Below are 555 nucleotides of genomic sequence, written 5' to 3' on the forward strand. Positions count from 1 at the left end.
GTGACGTTGTACTTACTTTTTCTCCCATCGCTGTTGTGCATCGGGCAGTTCGTCCCATTCTTTATTTACATAGTCTTTACTGCTGTCCACTACAATCAAGATATGATCGTTTCCGCTGCTGTAGCCACTATCGTGCTGGAAATTGTGTATTCCGTTTTCAAACTCACCGATATATTCCAGTTTGCCGTCTTTGGTGGTATACCACCAGGCATTCTTCTTGGCACCGCTGATTTTGCTGAAATCTACTTTCATCGGACGTCCGGTGTAGTTGTACACCATCAGATAATCTTTGCCGCGTGTAGCGATGGCGCGGTCGTAGCGTTCCCCGTTTGTGCCGGCAATGATGGACTGGTCAGGTATACGTTCGAAGAATGGGAAAGTCAGCATCAGGTTTTTGAGATACTTCATTTGGTTGAAGCCCGGATTGTTCAGAGCATCGTACCAGGGTTCTTTTGCACCGTATGCACCGCCAACACCCGGTTTAATGAATTGCATGATGGAATTATTACCATAGGTATGTCCAAAAGAACCGGCAAAAACCGACCAGTAGGCATA

1 protein-coding gene is annotated in these 555 nt (G+C 46.3%); it reads right to left on the minus strand.

What is annotated here, in order from left to right; genetic code table 11:
* Positions 1-12: 12 nt before the first annotated feature.
* Positions 13-555, minus strand: a 543-nt coding sequence (locus BACCELL_RS25360) for a putative collagen-binding domain-containing protein (protein ID WP_007215044.1), incomplete at its 5' end; no start/stop codon positions are given.

Origin of the sequence: Bacteroides cellulosilyticus DSM 14838 (assembly GCF_000158035.1) — a bacterium.
Classification (GTDB): Bacteria; Bacteroidota; Bacteroidia; order Bacteroidales; family Bacteroidaceae; genus Bacteroides; species Bacteroides cellulosilyticus.